This window comes from Ruegeria sp., from assembly GCF_965243365.1.
Taxonomy (GTDB): domain Bacteria; phylum Pseudomonadota; class Alphaproteobacteria; order Rhodobacterales; family Rhodobacteraceae; genus Ruegeria.
This window is the reverse complement of sequence record NZ_CBDEUW010000002.1, coordinates 1465077-1482914: the sequence shown is the minus strand read 5'-3', so window position 1 is coordinate 1482914 and position 17838 is coordinate 1465077. Positions and strand designations below refer to the sequence as shown.

The 17838-nt window shown below is 56.8% G+C and carries 16 protein-coding genes and 1 pseudogene; 10 read left to right on the top strand and 7 right to left on the bottom strand.

Going from position 1 to position 17838, the window contains the following annotated elements:
* Nucleotides 1–74: 74 nt before the first annotated feature.
* From mutM to recF, 7 genes are all read left to right on the top strand, one after another.
* Nucleotides 75–926 (top strand): bifunctional DNA-formamidopyrimidine glycosylase/DNA-(apurinic or apyrimidinic site) lyase, encoded by an 852-nt coding sequence (gene mutM / locus ACP0GE_RS11000; protein ID WP_424831994.1) that lies wholly within the window; start codon nucleotides 75–77, stop codon nucleotides 924–926.
* A 66-nt stretch (nucleotides 927–992) separates the two neighbouring features.
* Nucleotides 993–1769 carry an enoyl-CoA hydratase gene (locus ACP0GE_RS10995; RefSeq protein WP_424831993.1) on the top strand — a complete coding sequence of 259 codons (777 nt, stop codon included), beginning with the start codon at nucleotides 993–995 and terminating at the stop codon, nucleotides 1767–1769.
* Between the two features lie 229 nt (nucleotides 1770–1998).
* Nucleotides 1999–2262: a 30S ribosomal protein S20 gene (gene rpsT / locus ACP0GE_RS10990; RefSeq protein WP_424831992.1), complete on the top strand. Its 264-nt coding sequence runs from the start codon at nucleotides 1999–2001 to the stop codon at nucleotides 2260–2262.
* Nucleotides 2263–2540: 278 nt separating this feature from the next.
* Entirely contained in the window at nucleotides 2541–2717 is a 177-nt protein-coding gene (locus ACP0GE_RS10985; protein WP_424831991.1) for a hypothetical protein, read from the top strand.
* A gap of 76 nt (nucleotides 2718–2793) precedes the next feature.
* Nucleotides 2794–4170, top strand: coding sequence for a chromosomal replication initiator protein DnaA (gene dnaA / locus ACP0GE_RS10980; protein ID WP_424831990.1), 1377 nt, complete (start codon nucleotides 2794–2796; stop codon nucleotides 4168–4170).
* 226 nt (nucleotides 4171–4396) lie between these two features.
* Entirely contained in the window at nucleotides 4397–5518 is a 1122-nt protein-coding gene (dnaN, locus tag ACP0GE_RS10975) for a DNA polymerase III subunit beta (RefSeq protein WP_424831989.1), read from the top strand.
* A gap of 59 nt (nucleotides 5519–5577) precedes the next feature.
* Nucleotides 5578–6672 (top strand): DNA replication/repair protein RecF, encoded by a 1095-nt coding sequence (recF, locus tag ACP0GE_RS10970; RefSeq protein ID WP_424831988.1) that lies wholly within the window; start codon nucleotides 5578–5580, stop codon nucleotides 6670–6672.
* On the opposite strand, the gene ACP0GE_RS10965 is transcribed toward recF, so the two are convergent.
* Nucleotides 6669–7235 (bottom strand): carboxymuconolactone decarboxylase family protein, encoded by a 567-nt coding sequence (locus tag ACP0GE_RS10965; RefSeq protein ID WP_424831987.1) that lies wholly within the window; start codon nucleotides 7233–7235, stop codon nucleotides 6669–6671. The two genes, recF and ACP0GE_RS10965, sit on opposite strands and share 4 nt — an antisense overlap.
* A gap of 99 nt (nucleotides 7236–7334) precedes the next feature.
* Here ACP0GE_RS10965 and ACP0GE_RS10960 point away from each other — a divergent pair, with 99 nt between their 5' ends.
* Nucleotides 7335–7907 (top strand): TetR/AcrR family transcriptional regulator, encoded by a 573-nt coding sequence (locus ACP0GE_RS10960; protein WP_424831986.1) that lies wholly within the window; start codon nucleotides 7335–7337, stop codon nucleotides 7905–7907.
* A 102-nt stretch (nucleotides 7908–8009) separates the two neighbouring features.
* The gene (gene gyrB / locus ACP0GE_RS10955) at nucleotides 8010–10427 is read left to right on the top strand and encodes a DNA topoisomerase (ATP-hydrolyzing) subunit B (protein WP_424831985.1); all 2418 of its coding nucleotides are present in this window, start codon (nucleotides 8010–8012) and stop codon (nucleotides 10425–10427) included.
* An 89-nt stretch (nucleotides 10428–10516) separates the two neighbouring features.
* On the opposite strand, the gene ACP0GE_RS10950 is transcribed toward gyrB, so the two are convergent.
* Genes ACP0GE_RS10950 through ACP0GE_RS10940 form a run of 3 tightly spaced genes read right to left on the bottom strand, consistent with a single transcriptional unit; the run spans nucleotide 10517 to nucleotide 12938 of the window.
* On the bottom strand, nucleotides 10517–11635 hold the full coding sequence (locus tag ACP0GE_RS10950) for a saccharopine dehydrogenase NADP-binding domain-containing protein (protein ID WP_424831984.1): 1119 nt from the start codon (nucleotides 11633–11635) through the stop codon (nucleotides 10517–10519).
* Nucleotides 11632–12333 (bottom strand): DUF4166 domain-containing protein, encoded by a 702-nt coding sequence (locus ACP0GE_RS10945; protein ID WP_424831983.1) that lies wholly within the window; start codon nucleotides 12331–12333, stop codon nucleotides 11632–11634. Before ACP0GE_RS10945 ends, ACP0GE_RS10950 begins: the two co-directional genes overlap by 4 nt.
* A 41-nt stretch (nucleotides 12334–12374) precedes the next feature.
* Nucleotides 12375–12938, bottom strand: coding sequence for a GbsR/MarR family transcriptional regulator (locus ACP0GE_RS10940; RefSeq protein ID WP_424831982.1), 564 nt, complete (start codon nucleotides 12936–12938; stop codon nucleotides 12375–12377).
* 687 nt (nucleotides 12939–13625) lie between these two features.
* On the opposite strand from ACP0GE_RS10940, the gene ACP0GE_RS10935 reads away from it, so the two are divergent.
* The gene (locus ACP0GE_RS10935) at nucleotides 13626–15224 is read left to right on the top strand and encodes a sulfatase-like hydrolase/transferase (protein WP_424831981.1); all 1599 of its coding nucleotides are present in this window, start codon (nucleotides 13626–13628) and stop codon (nucleotides 15222–15224) included.
* A 78-nt stretch (nucleotides 15225–15302) separates the two neighbouring features.
* Here the strand turns inward: ACP0GE_RS10935 and ACP0GE_RS10930 are convergent.
* The 3 genes and pseudogenes from ACP0GE_RS10930 to ACP0GE_RS10920 all read right to left on the bottom strand — a co-directional run.
* Nucleotides 15303–15377, bottom strand: a pseudogene (locus ACP0GE_RS10930) (IS6 family transposase); the annotation flags it as partial.
* Between the two features lie 132 nt (nucleotides 15378–15509).
* Nucleotides 15510–16400 carry a MurR/RpiR family transcriptional regulator gene (locus tag ACP0GE_RS10925; RefSeq protein WP_424831980.1) on the bottom strand — a complete coding sequence of 297 codons (891 nt, stop codon included), beginning with the start codon at nucleotides 16398–16400 and terminating at the stop codon, nucleotides 15510–15512.
* A gap of 62 nt (nucleotides 16401–16462) precedes the next feature.
* On the bottom strand, nucleotides 16463–17824 hold the full coding sequence (locus ACP0GE_RS10920) for an aminotransferase class III-fold pyridoxal phosphate-dependent enzyme (RefSeq protein WP_424831979.1): 1362 nt from the start codon (nucleotides 17822–17824) through the stop codon (nucleotides 16463–16465).
* Nucleotides 17825–17838 lie beyond the last annotated feature (14 nt).

Sequence of the window (17838 nt, the reverse complement as noted above, 5' to 3'; positions counted from 1 at the left end):
TTAACAAATTTCGCCTCTGTTATAGGGCCATAAGAGGCGGGCACAATGCGGCCCTTTGGAATAGGAGCCATCTAATGCCCGAATTGCCCGAGGTCGAGACAGTAAGACGCGGCCTGAGCCCGGCCATGGAAGGCGTGGTGATCGAACAGGCGGATGTGAACCGCCCCGATCTGCGTTGGCCTTTTCCGGATCGGATGGCCGAGCGGCTGACCGGGCAGCGTGTGGACCGGTTGCGGCGGCGGTCGAAATACATTCTGGCTGATCTCAACAGTGGTGAGACGCTGCTGATCCATCTGGGCATGTCGGGGCGCATGACGGTATCAGGTGACCCGCTGGGACAGTTCGTGCATGAGCATCCGATGCCCGAGAAACACGACCATGTGGTGTTTCACATGGCCAACGGTGCGCGGGTGACATTTAACGACCCGCGCCGGTTTGGGGCGATGGACCTGCTGCCGACAGCCACCGCTGAGGAACACAAGCTGCTTTCGGTTCTGGGGCCTGAACCGCTGGGCAATGATTTCCACGAACAACACCTGATCGATGCATTCAAAGGCAAGAACACCCCGGTCAAATCCGCGCTTCTGGATCAGGGAATCGTTGCCGGTTTGGGGAATATCTATGTCTGCGAGGCGCTTTATCGCGGCAAGGTGTCGCCACGTCGCAAAGCCGGGCAGATTTCTGCGCCCCGCGTTGCAGCCCTTGTGCCGATCATTCGGAAAGTGTTGCAGGACGCGATTGAAGCGGGCGGGTCGTCGCTGCGGGATTTCCGCCAAGCCGATGGAGAACTTGGATATTTTCAACACAGCTTTGACGTCTACGGTCGCGAAGGCGAACCCTGTCGTACCGAAGGCTGCGGCGCTCCGATCAAGAGAATCACACAGTCCGGTCGCTCATCCTTCTACTGTGCGCAATGCCAAAGATAACTTGATCCAGCGAAATCGCGTGGTAAGGAATCGTACCTGAACGGAACAACCGGAAGCTTACACCTCATGGCTTTTGAGACGATCATCGTCGAAATCGAAGACCACGTCGCCCTTATCAAACTTGACCGCCCCGATGCGATGAACGCGCTGAACACCCAGTTGCTGGGTGAATTGTGCGCGGCGCTGGAAGAGGCTGATCAGAATGACAAGGTGCGCTGCATCGTTATCACCGGCTCGGACAAGGCCTTTGCCGCTGGTGCGGACATTAAAGAGATGTCCGAGATGAGCTATGTTGATGTGTTCAACATCAACCTCTTTGCCGATGCCAATGATCGTGTGTCAGCCATTCGCAAGCCGATCATTGCGGCTGTGGCCGGCTATGCGCTGGGCGGCGGGTGCGAGTTGGCGATGCTGTGTGATTTCATCATCGCGGCTGACACGGCCAAGTTCGGTCAGCCCGAGATCAATCTGGGCGTCATTGCCGGGCTTGGTGGCAGCCAGCGCCTGACCCGTTTTGTCGGTAAGTCCAAATCGATGGACATGAACCTGACCGGGCGTTTCATGGATGCCGACGAAGCCGAGCGCGCAGGCTTGGTCAGCCGTGTCGTGCCTGCCAAGAAGCTGATCGAAGAAGCGACAGGCGTGGCCCAGAAGATCGCGGAGAAATCTCAGATCTCGGTAATTGCGGCCAAAGAGGCCGTGAACCGCAGTTATGAAATGCCTCTGAGCGAAGGGATGTTGTTCGAACGCCGGGTGTTCCATTCGATGTTTGCGACAGAAGACCAGAAAGAGGGCATGGCTGCCTTTCTGGAGAAGCGCGCGGCGCAGTTCCGCGACAAATAGCGGATCCTTCACAAGCCTCACTCGGGCGGGCCTTTGCCCGCCTTTTTCATGCCCGGCCTGCGCGTTCAAGAATCAGCTTGGCAAACCCGGACAACTTGGATAGTAAGCGCCGCTATACATGCGCGTGCGGCCCGCTTGGCCCGACTCACACTCGTGATTTCTGATCCGGTGCGGAATTGTCCGTGGCGCGCAACCCAAGATAACCGTACCGAACAAAGGTCAGAGACACATGGCTAACTCGCCCCAGGCAAAGAAACGCGCGCGTCAGAACGAAAAGCGTTTCGCTGTTAACAAAGCGCGTCGTTCGCGCATCCGCACCTATCTGCGCAAAGTTGAAGAAGCAATCGCATCCGGTGACAAGGACGCAGCCTCTGCTGCCCTGCGCGCTGCTCAGCCCGAGCTGATGCGTGGCGTCACCAAAGGCGTGTTCCACAAGAACACCGCAGCCCGCAAGATGTCGCGCCTGTCGGCCCGCGTCAAAGCGCTGGGATGATTCCCGGTCAACACGTCAAGTGTTAATTCCTGAATCAGGCGCCGCACCCCGTGGCGCCTTTTTCATTGTTGCCGGAAAGCCGCGTCTTCACGAAGCCGAGAGATTCTTTCGCTCTCAGACCCGAGTCAACATCAGAGTTTCATTGCCGCGACCCGTGACCTCTTGCTACCACTGAGTCAGCGATTCACTCGCTTGGGGGGACAGGCTGTTCCAGGGATCTGACTGACGGGCATCAGGATGATCCGGGAACGAATGTTCGAAAAACCGGCTTAGGCCGGATGGACGATCTGCTCTGGGTCTCGGGTTTTCCGATGATCTCGGCCCTGTCGAAAAACTGGATTGTGACGCGTGCCTCGGTTTGCCGGTGTCCCGCAATGGGATGGTATTTGGTAGCGCTGACTTTCGAAAATACCCGCCGGATGGGACAATCCGGCGTTGGGTATCCCTGTGTGTGAACGCATTATACCGGGAAACCGGGCCTTATTAAAAAGACCGACAGGTCAATAAAGAATGGGATGCGTGAGGCGCTGAATGACACAAGAGAAATGGGGACAACTGCGTAGCAAGTTGCTTAAGGCCGTCGGTAAAAACAATTTCACCACCTGGATTGAACCTCTGGAATTTCAGGAGCTGCAGGACGGTGTTGCCGTATTTTCGGTGCCGACCAATTTTATGGGCAACTATGTCAGCCAAAATTTCGCTGACCTTATTTTATATGAACTGAATACTGCGGGCGCAGACGTTCAGCGTCTGGCTTTCCGTACGGCGGCCAATTCGACGGCGCGCCCGGCCCCGGCGACGGATGAACCCCAACCGTTCGCGCAACCCGCACCTGCTGTTGAGACCAGCAACGCGGCGTTGGAGGATCTACAGGCCGCACCGTTGGATGCGCGCTTTACGTTTGACAGCTTTGTTGTCGGCAAACCAAACGAACTGGCCCATGCCGCCGCGCGCCGCGTGTCCGAAGGTGGCCCGGTGACGTTCAATCCGCTGGTTCTGTATGGCGGTGTCGGTCTTGGTAAGACCCACCTGATGCATGCGATCGCGTGGGAGCTGAAAACCAAGCACCCCGAGCTGAACGTTCTGTACCTGTCAGCGGAACAGTTCATGTATCGTTTTGTACAGGCCCTGCGCGAGCGTCGGATGATGGATTTCAAACATCTGTTCCGTTCGGTCGACGTTCTGATGGTCGATGATGTTCAGTTCATCGCGGGCAAGGATTCCACGCAGGAAGAATTCTTCCACACGTTCAACGCGCTGGTGGATCAGAACAAGCAGATCATCATTTCGGCCGACCGCGCGCCGGGTGAGATCAAGGATCTGGAAGATCGCGTGAAATCACGCTTGCAATGCGGTCTGGTCGTGGATCTGCACCCGACGGATTACGAATTGCGTCTAGGCATCCTGCAAAACAAGGTGCAGCAATACAGCAGCACCTATCCCGACCTGACAATTGCCGACGGTGTGTTGGAGTTCCTGGCCCATCGCATCTCGACCAATGTCCGCGTGCTTGAAGGCGCGTTGACCCGCCTGTTTGCCTTCGCTTCGCTGGTGGGTCGCGAAATCGACATGGAGCTGACGCAGGATTGTCTGGCCGATGTGCTGCGCATGTCCGAGCGCAAGATCACCGTCGAAGAGATTCAGCGCAAGGTGTCCGAATACTACAACATTCGCCTGTCCGATATCATCGGCCCCAAGCGTCTGCGCTCTTATGCACGTCCGCGTCAGGTGGCGATGTATCTGTGCAAGCAACTGACCAGCCGGTCCCTGCCCGAGATTGGCCGCCGGTTCGGTGGGCGTGACCACACCACGGTCATGCATGGCGTCAAACGCATTGAAGAGCTGAAGCTGACCGACGGTCAGATCGCCGAAGACGTGGAAATGCTGCGGCGGTCGCTGGAAGCCTGATCTGCGTTCCCTTTTCTTCAAAACGCCCCAGGTCCTCACGCCCGGGGCGTTTTCTTGTGCGCTATTGTCCACGGTCACGCGAGAACTGAGCCCGAGGACCCCGCTGCCCCTTGACGCTGGGGGCATTCCGACCCAGAAATCCGTAAAAAATCCTTGTGCCTCAGGGTGGAACCGCTAACGTGCCAGTCCCGCCTGTTTCGGCACGCAAGTCAGAGGAATTGAGGGTATGAAGATCAGCATCGAACGCGGCACCCTTCTCAAGGCCGTTTCGCAGGCCCAATCCGTTGTGGAACGTCGCAACACAATTCCCATACTTGCCAATGTGCTGATCGAGGCCGAAGGAGATCAGGTGCAGTTTCGCGCGACCGATCTGGATATCGAAGTGGTCGACAAAGCCCCGGCACAGGTCGAGAAAGCCGGTGCTACTACCGTGGCGGCAACGACGCTGCACGAGATTGTGCGCAAACTGCCCGACGGGGCTTTGGTCACACTGACCGCTGACAGCGCCGCTGGCCGATTGACGGTCGAAGCGGGGCGGTCGAACTTCTCGTTGGCGACCCTGCCGAAAGAAGATTTCCCGGTCATGGCGTCCTCGGAATATCAATCGAACTTCACCGCCTCGGCTGCGTTGCTGCGCCGGCTGTTCGATAAATCGAAATTTGCCATTTCTACGGAAGAAACCCGCTATTACCTGAACGGCGTCTACATGCATGTGGCTGATGGTTCGGAAGGCGGCAAGGTGCTGCGCTGCGTGGCTACCGATGGTCACCGTCTGGCCCGCATCGATGCGGACCTGCCGGATGGTGCAGCCGACATGCCCGGCGTCATCGTACCGCGCAAGACCGTGGGCGAGCTGCGCAAGTTGTTGGAAGATGACGAGATGGATATCGCGGTTTCGGTGAGCGAGACCAAGGTACGTTTCGCGACGCCGGATATCACCCTGACGTCGAAAGTGATCGACGGCACGTTCCCCGATTACACACGTGTTATTCCGCAGGGCAACACGCGGCAGCTGGAGGTTGATGCGGCTGAATTTGCCCAGGCTGTGGATCGGGTCGCAACCGTTTCGTCCGAACGCTCTCGGGCCGTGAAGCTGCAACTGGATGCGGATAAGCTGGTTCTGTCGGTCAATGCACCAGACAGTGGTGCCGCCGAAGAAGAACTGGCTGTGGCTTATGGCGACGAGCGGTTGGAGATTGGTTTCAACGCCAAGTATTTGTTGGAGATCGCGTCTCAGGTTGACCGCGAGAACGCGGTGTTCCTGTTCAACTCGGCCGGTGACCCGACCCTGATGCGTGAAGGCAATGATCAGAGCGCGGTTTATGTGGTCATGCCGATGCGCGTCTGATCGCGCTGGCGCGCGATGCCTCCGGCGGAGGTATTTTTGAACAGAAGAAGGGAGGGGTCATGGGACTGGCCCTGACCGAGCTTACGGTCTCGCATTTTCGGTCTCATAAACTGGCGCGGTTGTCTTTGGATGGGCGGCCGGTTGCGATCCATGGGCCGAACGGGGCCGGGAAGACCAACATTCTGGAAGCTGTGTCGTTGTTTTCGCCCGGGCGCGGGATGCGGCGGGCGAGTGCGGCCGAGATGACGCGGCGGCCTGAGGCCCTGGGTTGGAAGCTGTCCGGTCTGTTGCGGTCTCAGGGACAGAACTACGAGATTGAGACATGGTCCGAAGGTTGTGCGGCGCGTCAGGTTCGGATTGACGATAGGGCAGCCAGCCAGATTGATCTTGGCAAGCTGGCGCGGGTGGTCTGGTTAATCCCCTCGATGGATCGTCTCTGGATCGAAGGCGCCGAGGGGCGGCGCCGGTTTCTGGATCGTATTGCGCTGAGTTTTGATCCCTCGCATGCCGAGGCGTCGCTGACCTATGAAAAAGCAATGCGCGAGCGCAATCGTCTGCTGAAAGAGCAAGTGCGTGATGCGCATTGGTATGCCGCATTGGAAGGTCAGATGGCCGAGAGCGGGCAACGCATTCACGCGGCGCGGTTATTTGCGCTGGACCACTTGCAGTCGGCGCAGGATCAGGCAGAGACCGCGTTTCCATCGGCTGATCTGGAATTGGTACAGACGGAAGGCGCGATGCCGGAGACGGCAGACGATCTGCGCGAGGCGCTGAACGAAAGCCGGTTCCGTGATCTGGCGGCAGGGCGGACTTTGGTGGGGCCGCACCGGTCGGATCTTTATGGAGTGTTTGCGGCCAAGGGTGTGCCTGCCAAGGACTGTTCGACCGGAGAGCAAAAGGCGTTGCTTGTGTCACTGATCCTGTCCAACGCACGGGCGCTTGCCAGCATGGTTGGCGCTCCTCCGATCGTGTTGCTGGATGAGGTGGCCGCGCATCTGGATGCCGGGCGGCGGGCGGCTCTCTATGACGAGATCTGCGCGCTGGGCGCACAGGCCTGGATGACGGGCACCGGGCCTGAGCTGTTTGCTGAATTGGGGGATCGGGCCCAAACGCTGGTTGTTACCGAAGGCGATGAGGGCTCGGTCGTCGCTTAAGCGGGTTCGCTGACTTTGCGTTCCCACAGGAAGCCGCGCATCACTTCGTCGACTGGCGTTTTGGCCATGTGGTTGACGTAGTTCGACATGGTTTTCTGCGCCAGACCCAGCACGACATCCAGAACTGCACGGTGCGAGTAACCGGCATCAAAGAACGCTTGCAGTTGCTCCTCGGTCGGGTTGCCGCGGGTTTCCATCACTTGCAGGGTGAAACTGCGAAGCGCCTCAAGTTTGGCCGTCGGCAGCGGGGTTTCGTTGCGCAGAGCCTCGGTGATCTCGTCCGATACCTTCATCATCTTGGCGATGCCGGTATGGGCGGGCACGCAGTAGTGGCATTCGTTTTCCACGTTGATGGTCTGCCAGACGACTGTTTTCTCATCGTTGTCGAAATCGGTTTGCAGGAAGAGTCCATGCAAAACCTGATAGCCTTCCAGATGCTGCGGGCTTTCGGCCATGACTTTGTGCAGGCCGGGCAGGCGGCCAAAGGCGGCTTGCGATTTCTCGAGCAACGGTTTGGACCCCTCGGGGGCAGTTTCGAGATCGTGAGACGGGAAGTTGGCCATATCAAAACTCCTGTTTCTGGCGCGATGAATCGTATTTAGGGTTTCTTGAGCGATCACTCAAGTATATATTTGAGTGGACGTTCAAGTATTGGTGAGATGATGCCCCGCAAACCCTCATACGACCGAGACACGCTGATCGCGCAGGCCCGCGATATTTTCTGGCGTCAGGGTTGGGCTGGCACGTCGTTGAAGGATCTGGAGCGTGAGCTAAAGCTGAAGCCGGGCAGCTTTTATGCGGCGTTCGGATCGAAAGATGCGCTTTATGCGTTGGCCTTAGAGCGCTATGCGCAGGATGGGGTCGCCACTATGATGGCATTGGCGCAAGAGCTGGGTCCGCTTGGGGCCCTCAAGACCCAGCCCCGCCGCGTGATTGAAGCCTCCGAGCATCCGACCAAAGCCTGCATGTTGGCCAAGACCTATGCCGAGCTTCAGGCCAAGGATCACGATCTGGCCGGACAGGCCCGGATGCATATGGTCGACATGAAGACCTGTTTCGCAGACCTGTTTCGCCATGCGCAAAATACCGGAGAGATCGCGCCCGACCACGACCCCGAACGCCTGGCAGCGCGCTATCAATCAGACCTTCTGGGGCTGCGGTTGTCGGCGGAACGAGACGATGTGAACGCGGTTGAAATCGCCGAAGATATCGCGGCGGATCTGGATCGGCTTTGATCTGCCAAAGGCGGCGGACCCTAGCACAAAATATTGGGGTAGCGCGTGACAATCCCCACCAGAAAACATATAAGTTACCAAAATAATATAGGTACTAACGGCATGTCCGAAGACGCACAGGCACCACAGGAATACGGCGCTGATTCCATCAAAGTTCTCAAAGGCTTAGAGGCTGTTCGCAAACGCCCCGGTATGTATATCGGAGACACGGACGATGGCTCGGGTCTGCACCATATGGTGTATGAAGTTGTCGACAACGGAATTGATGAGGCTTTGGCCGGTCACGCCGATCATGTGACGGTGAAAATCCATGCGGATTCCAGCGTCTCGGTCAGTGATAATGGTCGCGGGATTCCGGTGGATATTCACCCGGAAGAGGGCGTTTCCGCTGCCGAGGTCATCATGACCCAGCTGCATGCGGGCGGGAAGTTTGACAGCAACTCGTACAAAGTGTCGGGTGGTTTGCACGGCGTGGGTGTGTCGGTGGTGAACGCGCTGTCGGATTGGCTCGAGCTGCGTATCTGGCGCGCTGGCAAAGAGCACGTGGCCCGCTTTGAGGGCGGTGAGACGGCCGAGCATCTGAAAGTCGTTGGTGACTGCGGTGACCGCACCGGGACCGAAGTGCGTTTCTTGGCCTCGACAAATACGTTCTCGAACCTCGAATACTCTTTTGAGACGCTGGAAAAACGTCTGCGCGAACTGGCCTTCCTGAATTCGGGTGTACGGATCATCCTGATCGACGAACGCCCGGCGGAGCGTCTGGAGACCGAGCTGTTCTATGAGGGCGGCGTGAAGGAGTTCGTCAAATATCTCGACCGATCCAAGACCCCGGCCATGCCCGAACCGATTTACATCAAGGGCGAACGCGACGACATCGGCGTCGAAATCGCTATGTGGTGGAATGACAGCTATCACGAGACGGTGTTGCCCTTCACCAACAACATCCCGCAGCGGGATGGCGGGACGCACGTGGCCGGGTTCCGGGGTGCCTTGACTCGGACGATCAACAATTACGCGCAATCGAGCGGAATTGCGAAAAAAGAAAAGGTCAGCTTTACTGGCGATGATGCACGTGAGGGTTTGACCTGCGTGTTGTCGGTTAAAGTGCCTGACCCGAAATTCTCGTCTCAGACCAAAGACAAGCTGGTGTCGTCTGAGGTCCGCCCGGCGGTCGAAGGTCTGATGAACGAAAAGCTGGCCGAATGGTTCGAAGAAAACCCGAACGAGGCCAAGACCATCGTTGGTAAAATCATCGAGGCCGCCTTGGCCCGTGAAGCTGCCCGCAAAGCACGTGAACTGACCCGTCGTAAGACAGCGATGGATGTGAATTATCTGGCCGGGAAATTGAAGGATTGTTCGGAAAAAGACCCGTCCAAGACAGAGGTCTTTCTTGTTGAGGGGGACTCGGCGGGCGGCTCGGCACAGACAGGCCGGGATCGTCTGACGCAGGCCGTTTTGCCCCTGCGCGGGAAGATTCTGAACGTGGAACGGGCGCGGTTTGACCGGATGCTGTCGTCTCAGGAAATCGGCAACCTCGTGATGGCACTGGGCACCGGCATTGGCCGGGACGAGTTCAACATCGAAAAGCTGCGCTACCACAAGATCGTCATCATGACCGATGCGGATGTGGATGGAGCGCATATCCGGACGCTGCTGCTGACCTTCTTCTACCGGCAGATGCCGGAGCTGATTGAAGGTGGCTACCTGTATATCGCGCAGCCACCGCTTTATAAGGTTTCGCGAGGAAAATCAGAAGTTTACCTGAAGGACCAAGCAGCGCTGGACGACTACCTGATCAATCAGGGCGTCGAAGGGGCTGTGCTGAAGCTTGGCTCGGGCGAGGAGATCATCGGTCAGGACCTGACCCGTGTTGTGGACGAAGCGCGCCAACTGAAGCGCGTTCTGGACGCCTTCCCAACCCACTACCCACGCCACATTCTGGAACAGGCCGCCGTTGCAGGTGCATTTGTACCGGGCGCTGTGGATGCCGACCTGCAAGGCGTGGCGGACAAGGTCGCCGCTCGCCTCGACCTGATCGCACTGGAATACGAACGCGGTTGGCAAGGCCGGATCACGCAGGACCATGGCATCCGTCTCGCCCGCATTCTGCGTGGCGTTGAAGAGGTGCGGACGCTGGACGGCCCCATGCTGCGCTCGGGTGAGGCACGCAAAACCGGTAGCTTCACGCAGAGCCTGCAAGAGGTTTACAACACGCCCGCAACCTTGATCCGTCGCGATCGGTCTCAAGCCATTCACGGCCCGCTGGACTTGTTGCGTGCCATTCTGGAAGAGGGCGAAAAGGGCCTATCCCTGCAACGCTACAAAGGTCTGGGCGAGATGAACCCCGATCAGTTGTGGGAAACAACGCTGGACCCGGACGCCCGCACACTGCTTCAGGTGCGCGTGGACGATATGGTTGAGGCCGATGACCTGTTCACGAAACTCATGGGCGACGTCGTCGAGCCACGCCGCGAGTTCATCCAAAAAAATGCGCTGAGTGTGGAAAACCTAGACTTCTGATCCATTTGTAGGGTCGCCCATAATGGTTCGTCGGTGATTTTTGCTGGGCAGACATCTGTTGAGCGAGAGACCGCCTTTTACAGAGTTCTTCATGCTCTTCTTGTCTGTGTTTCTGTGGTGCGCTGATCAAACAGGACGGCCATCTTGGTGTGGATTTCCAGATCTGCCATCGCGCTTTCGACCGCGGGTCTTGGTAATTCTGCCAGGCAAGGTCGTGCGCCCGCGTCTATGTTGTCGTGCTCTCGTAGGATCGCGCGGCACATGATGCCAGGCACAAAAGGACCGTGCCCTTTTTCAGCGATTAGGGTCCATCTGCGCGTTGCACTATGCCCACCGAGTCTACCGGAAACACTCACCTGCATACCACCGCGATCACCGCCAAACGGGTAAAGCGCTTTCGAAAGAACGTAGAGCGCAGAATAGGCCATGTCCGGTATTTCAAATTGGCGGTACTGCCTCAGTTTGGCCAGCAGATGTAGGGCCCAGTTCATCACCGAAAGCTCCAGCCCCGCGCGAAACTCGACGCTTCTTGCGCCTGTCATTTCCGGAAGAAGCGTGAGGTCGGGAACGTTAACGTTGTATCCCGCGCGCATCATACCCGGCTCCAGCTCATACAATTTGCGATCCGTCCAACCGATGGCTTTTTGCCAAGCGCCTTCGCGCCACATCTGATGGGGGCGTCCGGCACCGCTGACGATACTTTTGATAACGGACATACCGCGCGGCGCCCGATTGCCCGGCAGGATCGCGATATCGATAAGATCGACTTCATCCAGGCGGTCGATCAAGTCTTTTACAACGCACGAAGACAGGCCAGGTACGCTGGATGCCCCAGAGAGCACGAAAACACCTGCGTCCATCGCTTGGGTATTCAAAGCTTCGATACCGTTCGTAAAACTGGCGCCGTCCGACAGGTCGAGATAGTGGCAGCCATGAGCGACGCAGAGTTTTGGCACTCGATAAGGATCGTCGCCATAGAGTTGGAACGGCCCTGCTGCATCGATGACCACATTGGGTTCGGCTTCGAACAGGGCTTCTGGCGTTTTGCGCATATCCAACTTCAAGGTCTGCGCATTGATTTCCTGGGCCAGAGCGCGTCCCTGATCGGGGTGTCGTCCGGCCAGCCAAATTTGGTGTCCGTCGCGCGCCAGCAATCGGGCGGTCAAGGATCCGAAAGCACCATATCCTCCTATGATCACAACTTTCATGACGGGATGCCTCCGACAATTTCGGCATCGTGGAAAATTGCGTCCTGCCAGATCAGTTCGCCAAAAAGCGGATGGGTCAGTTCCAGGGTAAACCGGAACTGCCCGCCACCAAGTTCCTCGTGGCCAACCACGAGGTTTCCCGGGCAGGCCCACCGCGGCAGAGGGAATCGTCTTTGCCGTAGTTTCAGGAAATACCGATCGCTAATGAAATAGAGACCGTTTGGTTTGCTTTCGAGCTTCAGTGAGATGCCAATCCCAAAGCCGATATATTCTTCCAATCCGGTGGGTCCGGCAAAGCGTTTAGAGCTGCCAACCATCTGCGGAAATCCGTCGGCCCGACCATATTGGCGGATCCAAAACTGACCACCAGTTGCTGCATCTTCGGTGACGGTGACAACGGCGGATCGCCCGACGGAAGTGCGATCAAACGGTAGCGGAGCCCCTATGACGCGCAGGGTAAAGGCCAGCGCGCGTCCAACCGGGTTCATCCGCATCTGGGTTACGCGGCCCTGATAAGCAAGGCTGGCATCACCCAGCAACCGCTTGCTGAACCGGCTTTGAATTGCCTTGGGCAGGCGGGCCCAGGCCATAAGCCCCAGCAGGTTTTTGAACCGATCATCCCTGCTGCTGGCCGCAGCGGACAGCTCTTGGGCTGGCACCATATCAGGTAGGGTGGCTTTTTGTTTATTTACGACCATTCTGTTATTTCCGTTGTAAGAGAAATTAAAGCTCAAAATTTTTATCTGCTCTTTTTGCCTCCGGTGAAGTTGAGCAGAGAAACAACTTTGGTTCCCATTTTCATCAACACCACCAGCTTGGGACGAGGCACAGTAAGCATATCGCGGAACCACGTGTCGGCCGTAGCCAAGAATTCCTGCATGTCCTTCATCCGCCGCAGTGAAATCGGGTCCAGCCCGCTTTCGGTTTCAGCTTGAGAGACGCATGCGCGCAAGGCTTGCATCGCCGGATCAATCTCACGTTCCTTGCGTCCCTGGGCGATACGGATCCCCATTTCCCAGACATCCACTTCCGCCTCGTAATGTTCACGCCGATCCCCAGGGACTGGAACGCGCCGAATAAGCCGCCAGCTTACCAGTTCTTTAAGTGAGTTGGACACATTGGACCGCGCAATGCCCAACGAATCTGCGATCTGCTCTGCATTAAGGGGTCTGGAACTGAGATAGAGCAGCGCGTGAATCTGCGCCACTGAGCGATTGACACCCCATTGATTGCCCATGTCACCCCAATACAGAATGAACTGGCTTGCTGAGTCGGATTTCGTTATGTCATAAATTTCTGTCATGACAGAAATATCGGACAAAGCATAACAAAAGTCAAGAGATCAGCCAGCATTCCAACAAACAGGCCTTGCGGAAGGGGTAACTCACCAGTCGAACACTCGACAAAGGATTGATTAAAGCGGTTGTTCGACGCCCGGATATCGGGCCGTGCGATCCGTCCAGGTGGCCCCAAGAAGGAGCTGTAGGGTACGAAGATTGCCTGGCTTCTTGTAAATCCGGGTGACTTTGGCCCGCGCTAGGCATGTTCCGTATGCGCCCGGATTTTTCGAATATAGGGATATGTGGCGCGATCTTGCGTTTCGCGACGAAGGCACACGGCATTGGGATTGAAAAGTCCGGCCATTTCCGAACGGAAAGCGGTCTAACGAGTACCGGGAGTGGCACGAAAATGGGGCAGGCCCACCCCTTGTCTGCCATCAGGTCCTGGTAACTGCTTCTCCGAGCTGGAGCGCAAGAAGGGGTACATTTCTCAACAGCGCGATAAACAATCATTGATTGATTTTTTCATATTGATCATCTCTTTGAGTTGATTTAAGGAGTTCAGAATTCTAGCAAATTTTTGCAACATATTAACTTATAAAACGCGATATTATGGTTCTTTATTGAGTTTAAAACTTCTCACAGTTCACCGTGGCCGGAACAGTCTCGGCAGCCGCGTGAAGTACAATGTTCTAATTGGTTTGTTCTGCATGTTCACGCTGTCGGCGATGGATATGGGATACTATCAATTCGTAAATCCCAACTATGTTTTCAAATTCTCTGCGCTGGCCGAACCCGGTTACCTGGCGACCTTCGTCATTATTATGGCTGCGACGTTTGCCGGTCGGTTTTTTTGGTGGGCATTTATCAGCCTTGTTTTTGTGATATCGATATTCCAGCTGGTCAACTTCGAGTATTTTGGAAGTTACATATTACCTATTAATTTTATTCAATTGCTGCCCGACTTTTGGTTGATCACCTCTTCACTTTTTGAGGCCGGTAGGGAAATGTTGCCGGTCTTGGCGATAAGTGTCGTGGGCTTGGTTATGCTGCTGGTGGTGTTGGTACCGCTTTCGCGTCGCAGGATTGTCAACAAGCGCGCGGCGCTGGTTGTACTTATACTATTGGGCAGCGATTTTCTGGGAAACTACCTGTTTATTCAGACAAACAAAGAAAAGCTTGGCGAACCCTCCTACTTGACCCTGTTTCCCAACATAAACCGGCTGGGTATCGAAAATGCGTATCGGTCGGCACGATATTTGACGGTGGGTATATTGCCGGATCGGCTATCAGGCAAAACACCAGACTATCCCGCGCTGCCGGCGCCCGCGATTTTACAGCAGCCGGACGTGAACATAGTCATCATAATGAACGAAACTGTTCGCGCAGCCAGTCTTTCGGTCTTGGGATACGAACTTCCAACAACCCCGTACCTGGATCAACTGAAAGGCGCCTTCGCGGCATCTGTCTATTCTGCTGGTACGATGACCCGCACATCCTGGGCTGGTTTCGTCAACCGGCTAAAGTACCCGGGGATCGGAAAGCAGTTCCTGTCACAGTCAAATTGCCTGTTTCGGCTGGCAGCACAAAACGGGTTCAAGACTCATTTCATCTACGCCGCAAATAGAGAGGTCGCCGATACGCTATTGCCGTTTATGTGTTCAAAGTACATTGACGCAATTCAAGTCAGTACCGATGCCCCGCAGGGCCTGCAGGAGTTTGACAGAAGCCTTGCCTACCACATTGAGAACATTGACCTTGAACAACCCAATTTCATCTTCATTGGAATGAGCGGCGCACATTCGCCCTACGCGGAGAAATCTCCGGCCGAGTTCAAGATTTTCCAGCGCGAGTACGACAATGCGATCTACTACTCTCATCACGTCGTCGGAGAGCTGATCGAAAGACTACGCAAGAGCAGCAAGCCGACATATGTCCTTTATACATCTGATCACGGGGAGCTGTTGAAAGGGGAAGCTGACAAACGTGGGCATGGTTGGTTCAATAATCATGTCTTCAACGTACCTTTCATCTTCCTGCCGATTAACGTCGCTGCATCAAGCAAGATCATGGCAAACGTTGAACGGGTGCAATCCCACTTTGATATGGCCACATTGGCGGTGCAGCTGATGGGTTACGATGTCGCTGTGGACCGCGAAACAAACAAAGAGATTTTTGTTAACGGCTCCGACTTGTCCGGTCTGGCCGGAAGCCTCCGGCTACACTTTCAAGAAGGGAAATTGCAGGAAGTTGAGTTGATCAATGGCACGGGTGCCGGGCCATCTCTTGAGGAGGTCGTGATACGCTAGTGCCTAATTTTCCTGCAGGCAGGGCCCATTTGAACGCTAGCGGCCTTCTTCCTTTGTTCACAGGCGCCTGAAGCAGAGCGACACGGATATAAAGGATTTGAAACCCAACATTGGTCGGATACGCCGTGCGATAAAGCGAGCATCCTGTTCGATATGAACCCGTGCTTGCGTGACGGCCCGCTGTACCCTCGCAGTGATGAGTGTTTTTGTAAGGTGGCACGAACGTGAACGCAGCGTCCCACGCCGTCATCCAACATCCAGGACCATCCCGGGACGATCGGAAAGTCATTCCGGGATCTTATCGTGGTAGATGCCCAGCCGGTGGCGGCGTGAGTGGAAGGCTTCGACCCGTTCGACAATTTCACCTCCGGCCTGGGCGATGATGAAAGACAAAAGCGTCTCTAACAAGGCCAGCGCGCTGACGGAGGTCGGGAAAAACTGGGGCGTGTCTACCGCAACGACAAACCCATGGTCCGCTGCGCGGTAAATCGGGCTGGCCAGGCTGTCGGTGATGCCGATGATTGTGACGCCCTGCTCCCGCGCGACAGTCACGGCGTCCAGGACTTCGCTGCGATAGGGCGCACTGGTAATGGCGATCAGAACGTCCCGGTCATCCGACCAAGCCAGATCATCGGTGGCGACCGAGCCGGCGCGGGGAATGGCATGGAATTGCACCATCCCGGTTGAAGCGAGATAGGTAAAGTTCCGCGCATTGGCGTTGTTCACGCCGACACCCATTGTGAACACATTGCGCGAGTTCCAGATGGCCTGAGCGGCTGCTGTCAACGCTTCGGTTGTGATCCCTGCAAATGTCTCTTCGATATTGCGCAGCGCAGCCTGGACCATATCGGCGTAAAGATCACCCATCTGGCCGGATTTTCTGATCTCTTGCAGAAACCGCGCGCGGTCGGGAAAGTCGACATGCCCCTGCCGGATCGCCTGCCGGAAGGGTTCGCGGAAATCCTCATAGCCTTCGAATCCGACCTGCCGCGCCATGCGCACCACCGTATTGGGTTTGACTTCGGCCGCTTTTGCGATCTCGCGCACGGTCGAGACACCCACATCGCGCGGGTTTTCCAGCACATAGCGGGCAGCTTTCTGGGCTTCGGGCGTCAATTCCCCGAACTCTTCGGCCAGACGGGTCAGGACGGTGGCTGAGACATTGGTATCGGTCATGTTCACCAAAGCGTTAGAGGTTCCTTTCTGGGGTCATACAAGAGCCCGCGCGGATTGTCAGGTCAGCTGCATTCACGGTCGGCGATGTCCAGTGTTCGGTCCAGAATTTCAAGCCCGGTCATCATGTCTTGTTCCGAGATATTCAGGGGCGGGGTCAGGCGGATGACGTTCGAGAAAAACGACAGATACAGACCTTGATCCATGGCAAATGCCATCATTTCGGTCATCGGGCGGGCCGAGTCGCCCTTGGCGGCGAAGGGGACAAGCGGCTCTTTGGTGGTGCGGTTCTTGACCAGTTCGATCCCGTTGAACATGCCAAGTCCGCGAACCTCGCCGATCGAAGGGTGCTTGTCTGCCAGACGTGTCAGTTCGGCGCGCATCTTCTGGCCCATCTCGGTGGCGTGGGTCAGGATATCCTCGTCCTGCATCGCGCGGATCGCTGCCACGCCCGAGGCGCAGGCCAGCGGGTGTCCGGCATAGGTCAGCCCGCCGGGCAGCGGGGTGTCGCGCATCCAGTCGTGCAGCTCGGTCGACACCGACATGGTGCCCAGAGGCACATAGCCCGAGTTTATGCCCTTGGCGCTTGTGATGATGTCTGGCTCGACGCCCCAATGATCGACGGCGAACCATTTGCCGGTGCGGCCAAAGCCCGCCATCACCTCGTCGGCAATCAGCAGGATGCCGTATTTCGAGCAGGTTTCCCGGATTGATTGAAGGTATCCGTCGGGCGGCACGATGATCCCGTTTGTGCCAACCACGGTTTCAAGGATCACGGCGGCAACCGTGTTGGGGTTTTCATACATCAGGATTTCTTCCAGATGTGGCCCACCCTGCGCGACGGGGCAGTTAGCCGGATCGGCATGACCCGTGGGTAAACGATAGGTATAGGGGTCCAGCATCCGCACCACCCCGGGCATATCGGCGCGGGTCAGGTGATGGCGCGGATCGCCGGTCAGGGACAGCGTGCCGCCAGTTGCCCCATGATAGGATCGATATCGCGCGATGATCTTGTTGCGCCCGGTCTTGTGGCGCGCGATGCGGATGGCGGTTTCATTCGCCGCCGCCCCGCCGGTGGTAAAGAAGGTCGAGGTGATGTTGGGCGGCGTGATCTCGGTCATGATCGCGGCCAGTTCGCTGCGCACGTCGCAACCCATGGCGGGGCCGATGTAACATAGCCGATCCGCCTGATCCTTGATCGCCTGCACGATCTTGGGATGCTGATGCCCCAGATTGGCGTTCACAAGTTGACTTTGGAAATCCAGATAGCGGTTTCCATCGCTGTCCCAGAACCAGCTGCCTTGCCCGCCGGTAATGACCCTCGGACGCGCGCCCTGTTTCGACCAGCTTTGCAGATAATGGTCGGCGTGCATGTCCCGAACCCATTCGGGGTCGTGGGTTGGATAGGTGTTGCTCAGATCGTCCATGGTGCGGTCCCTTC

Coding starts and splice junctions, on each gene's coding strand:
- ACP0GE_RS10935 (WP_424831981.1), top strand. CDS start 13,626: ATGTTCACGCTGTCGGCGATGGATATGGGATACTATCAATTCGTAAAT.
- dnaA (WP_424831990.1), top strand. CDS start 2,794: ATGACACAAGAGAAATGGGGACAACTGCGTAGCAAGTTGCTTAAGGCC.
- dnaN (WP_424831989.1), top strand. CDS start 4,397: ATGAAGATCAGCATCGAACGCGGCACCCTTCTCAAGGCCGTTTCGCAG.
- ACP0GE_RS10985 (WP_424831991.1), top strand. CDS start 2,541: ATGGACGATCTGCTCTGGGTCTCGGGTTTTCCGATGATCTCGGCCCTG.
- ACP0GE_RS10965 (WP_424831987.1), bottom strand. CDS start 7,235: ATGGCCAACTTCCCGTCTCACGATCTCGAAACTGCCCCCGAGGGGTCC.
- ACP0GE_RS10945 (WP_424831983.1), bottom strand. CDS start 12,333: ATGGTCGTAAATAAACAAAAAGCCACCCTACCTGATATGGTGCCAGCC.
- ACP0GE_RS10925 (WP_424831980.1), bottom strand. CDS start 16,400: ATGACCGATACCAATGTCTCAGCCACCGTCCTGACCCGTCTGGCCGAA.
- mutM (WP_424831994.1), top strand. CDS start 75: ATGCCCGAATTGCCCGAGGTCGAGACAGTAAGACGCGGCCTGAGCCCG.
- ACP0GE_RS10960 (WP_424831986.1), top strand. CDS start 7,335: ATGCCCCGCAAACCCTCATACGACCGAGACACGCTGATCGCGCAGGCC.
- rpsT (WP_424831992.1), top strand. CDS start 1,999: ATGGCTAACTCGCCCCAGGCAAAGAAACGCGCGCGTCAGAACGAAAAG.
- ACP0GE_RS10950 (WP_424831984.1), bottom strand. CDS start 11,635: ATGAAAGTTGTGATCATAGGAGGATATGGTGCTTTCGGATCCTTGACC.
- ACP0GE_RS10920 (WP_424831979.1), bottom strand. CDS start 17,824: ATGGACGATCTGAGCAACACCTATCCAACCCACGACCCCGAATGGGTT.
- gyrB (WP_424831985.1), top strand. CDS start 8,010: ATGTCCGAAGACGCACAGGCACCACAGGAATACGGCGCTGATTCCATC.
- ACP0GE_RS10995 (WP_424831993.1), top strand. CDS start 993: ATGGCTTTTGAGACGATCATCGTCGAAATCGAAGACCACGTCGCCCTT.
- recF (WP_424831988.1), top strand. CDS start 5,578: ATGGGACTGGCCCTGACCGAGCTTACGGTCTCGCATTTTCGGTCTCAT.
- ACP0GE_RS10940 (WP_424831982.1), bottom strand. CDS start 12,938: ATGACAGAAATTTATGACATAACGAAATCCGACTCAGCAAGCCAGTTC.